Genomic DNA, 3,436 nt, shown 5'->3' on the forward strand with positions numbered 1-3,436 from the left:
GTCGTGGACGCCGGAGGGGTCGAAGTGAAGGTCACCTATCGCGACAGCGGGACGGGTTCGTTCCGTATCGACTACCCGGCAACGGGTGGCGTGACTTCGACGGCGCCGCAGGCCTACACGAACACCGGCGGCTGGCGCACCGCGACGTTCAGTCTGCCCGACGCCCTGTGGAACGACACGCTCGCCGGCGGCAACGATCTCCGTCTGGTGGCGACAGGCCCCGCCGATCTCGAAGCACGCTTCGTGCGCGTCGTCCGCCTCACCCGCCCACGGGCGATCTTCCTCGACGCCTTCGAGTCGGGGACCGCCGGCTTCTGGTCGCCCTGAAGGGCGGCCGCTTCCGATCTCCGGACCCTCGGGCCTTCAGCCCGTCAGCCCGTCAGACCGTCACACCATCGCCCCCGACTCGATGTCGGGGTGGGCGCGCATGAACTCGACCAGGCGCGGCATGTAGTCGGCGAGCTTCGGGCAGTGGATGCCCACCGCCGCGAGGTCGCGGTCGGCGTTCGTGGTGTCGTAGAAGGTCGGGTGGATGAAGTAGTCGACCGCCGAGGCCGGAATCCCCAGCAGCTGATAGACCCCGGGGACGTACTCGATCGCCGACTTCGCGACGGTGAGCGGCATCGGCACCCGCACGATCACCCGGCCGGTCGCCTTCCCCATGAGCGTGATGGCGTCGTCGATCGTCGGCGGATCGGGGTCCGCGAGCTGATAGCACTTGCCCGTGGCGCCCTTCCATTCGGAAAGCGCGGCGATCGAGTCGATCACGAAGTCGCGCGGCACGAGGTTGATGCGCGTCCGCTTCGGGTCGCCGGGTACCGGCAACACGGCGACGGTCGGCTGCTTCAGCAGCCAGCGGATGACGTAGTAGGGACCGTCGTACTTCTGTGTCTCGCCGCTCTTGCTGTCGCCGGTGACGACCGCCGGGCGGTAGATCGACACCGGCATGCCGGCCTTCATGCTCTCGCGAACCTCGATCTCGGCCAAGTACTTGGTCTCTTCGTAGAAGTTGTTGAACTCCTGGCCGCGCACCAGGTCGTCCTCGCGGAAGATGCCGGCGTAGCGCCCCGAAACGTAGCAGGTCGAGACGTACTGCAGGCGGCGGAGCTTCGCGCAGCGTGCGGCGTAGTCGAGCACGTTCCGGGTGCCGAGGACGTTGATCTTCATCGCGCTCTCGCGCTTGACCGAGAGGTCGTAGACCGCCGCGAGATGGAAGATCTCGCTCACTTCGCGGGCGAGCGTCGCGGGATTCTCGAGACCGAGATCCTTCTGCGTGATGTCGCCGGTGACGAGCTGCAGGCGGCCGCCGAGGCCGGCTTTGGCGCCCTTGGTGCCCCTTCCTGTGGCGGAAGGAGACGGGGCGAGCTCGGCCTCGATCTCGGCGAGGCGCTTCTTCGCCAGCGTGACGAACTTCGGCTGCACCAGGCAGACGACGGATGGCTTGCCCTTCCGCGCCAGGATGCGCCGTACGAGCTCGGAGCCGAGAAAGCCGGGAAAGCCGGTCAGCAGAACTTGGGTCATGGTCTCTACCTCGAAAAACGAATCAGCGCAGGCCGGGCATGCGGCGGAGCGCGCGCAGCGCCTGCGTCATCCAGCGGCCGAAGACCTCGTCGGGCACGCCGGTGGGCGCGGCGATCGCCATGCCGCGCTGCACCGCCACGGTCTGGGCTTCGGTGTACTTGAGGATCCCCTCGGCGCCGTGCCGGCGGCCGAGACCGGAGCTCTTGAAGCCGCCCATCGGCGCCTCGACCGACCCCCAGGCTGCGGCGTAGGCCTCGTTGATGTTGACGGTGCCGGCGTGGATGCGCGTCGCCATCCGGCATGCGAGCTCGGTGTCGCGCGACCAGATGCTGGCATTCAGGCCGTACTCGGTGGCGTTGGCGAGCTCAATCGCTTGCTGGTTGCTGGCGAACGGGTAGACCGAGACCACCGGGCCGAACGTCTCGTCGGCGAAGAGCAGCATGTCGGGCGTCACGCCGGTGAGGATCGTCGGCTCGAAGAAGAGCGGTCCCATGTCCGGTCGGGCCTTGCCGCCGATCTCGACGCGCACGCCTTTGGCGACCGCGTCCTCGATGTGGCGAGTCACGGTCGCGAGCTGTTTGGGAGAGGCCAACGAACCGATGTCGCAGGTCCAGTCGAGCGCCGGGCCGAGCTTCAGGCGGCTGGTCGCGCGCACGAACTCGGCCACGAAGCGGTCGAAGAGCGACTCGTGGACGTACAGGCGCTCGATCGAGATGCACAGCTGCCCCGCGGACGAGAACGATCCCCGCACCGCTCCGGCCACCGCGGCATCGAGATCGGCGTCGGCTAAGACCAGCATCGGGTTCTTGCCGCCGAGCTCGAGGGAGCAGCCCATCAGCTGACTGCCGGCTTCGGCCGCCAGACGCCGCCCGGTCGGGGTCGAACCGGTGAACTGCAGGTAGTCGGAGGCGGCGAGGATGGCGGGCCCCAGAACCGGACCCTCGCCGGCCACCACCAGCATGATCTCCTCCGGGAGGCCACACTCGATCAGAAGGTCGAGCGCCCAGAGCTGCGAGAACGGCGTCTGGAGGTCGGGCTTGGCGAGTACAGCGTTGCCCGCCAGGAGAGCCGGAATGGCGTCGGTAATGCCCATCGAGAGCGGGTAGTTCCACGGCGAGATGATGCCGATGATGCCCTTCGGGTGCTGGTACTGCCGCGTCTGCGTGAGCCCCGGCAGGGCACCCTTGCGACTCTGGGGGGCGAGAATCTCGGCGGCGTGGACGGCGTAGTAGCGGGCGACGATCGCAGCGTCGAGGACCTCTTCGAGGGCGTGCTTGCGGGCCTTTCCGGCTTCGAGCTGGATGAGATCGAGGATCTCCTCCTGGCGGTCGAGCACCCGGTCGTGGAAGCGCAGGAAGATCTTCGCCCGCTCGGCGAACGGCCGCATCGCCCAGTCCTCCTGCGCGAGCCGCAGGCGGGCCTGAGCGAGAACGACATCCGCCGGCGTCGAGCGCGGCAGGGTGCCGATCAGGGAATGGTCGAAAGGAGAACGGACTTCGACGGCGTCCCTGCCTGCGCCACCGCCGGCCGAGGCCGCGACGAGCCGGGCGAACGCCGGCAGACGGTCGAGGACCGCCGGCCGCCGGGCGACGGATCCGGCATCGGGATGCGGCTGCGCCTTGGGCGCTTTGGAACCGGACTTGCGGGGCGGCTTGGCGGGCTTCGCGGCGACGGCCATGGTGAGTTCAGATTCTCACCCGCCGGGCATTACGTCAAGCTGCGGCAAGAAAATGACGCGGCGCGGCGTACGTGCCCCCGGGGCCCGGAGACACCTGTCCCGGCCGGCGCACGAAACCGCCGGATCGGCGCTCCGGACCGCAGTCCGGGAGCGGCTCGTCTAGTGCTTGGCCGGTCCGAACGAGCGCTCGAAGAGGGACTGGATCGCCTCGCGGCCCTCGTCCGAGAGGTTGCGCGT

At 68.7% G+C, this 3,436-nt stretch carries 3 protein-coding genes; 1 reads left to right on the top strand and 2 read right to left on the bottom strand.

Annotated features, from left to right (window positions below):
- Nucleotides 1–327 (top strand): hypothetical protein (locus KBI44_21685; GenBank protein ID MBP9147099.1); only part of this gene is annotated, 327 nt, incomplete at its 5' end.
- 60 nt (nucleotides 328–387) lie between these two features.
- On the opposite strand, the gene KBI44_21690 is transcribed toward KBI44_21685, so the two are convergent.
- Both KBI44_21690 and KBI44_21695 read right to left on the bottom strand, forming a co-directional pair.
- On the bottom strand, nucleotides 388–1,521 hold the full coding sequence (locus KBI44_21690) for an SDR family oxidoreductase (GenBank protein ID MBP9147100.1): 1,134 nt from the start codon (nucleotides 1,519–1,521) through the stop codon (nucleotides 388–390).
- Nucleotides 1,522–1,543: 22 nt separating this feature from the next.
- A complete protein-coding gene (locus KBI44_21695; protein ID MBP9147101.1) occupies nucleotides 1,544–3,199 on the bottom strand; it encodes a succinate-semialdehyde dehydrogenase (NADP(+)) in 1,656 nt (551 codons plus the stop codon).
- Nucleotides 3,200–3,436: the final 237 nt, after the last annotated feature.

It is taken from the genome of Thermoanaerobaculia bacterium (genome assembly GCA_018057705.1).
Taxonomy (GTDB): domain Bacteria; phylum Acidobacteriota; class Thermoanaerobaculia; order Multivoradales; family JAGPDF01; genus JAGPDF01.

What these genes read in the sequence shown, in the direction of transcription:
- KBI44_21695 (MBP9147101.1), bottom strand. Translation starts at nt 3,199, where the DNA reads ATGGCCGTCGCCGCGAAGCCCGCCAAGCCGCCCCGCAAGTCCGGTTCC.
- KBI44_21690 (MBP9147100.1), bottom strand. Translation starts at nt 1,521, where the DNA reads ATGACCCAAGTTCTGCTGACCGGCTTTCCCGGCTTTCTCGGCTCCGAG.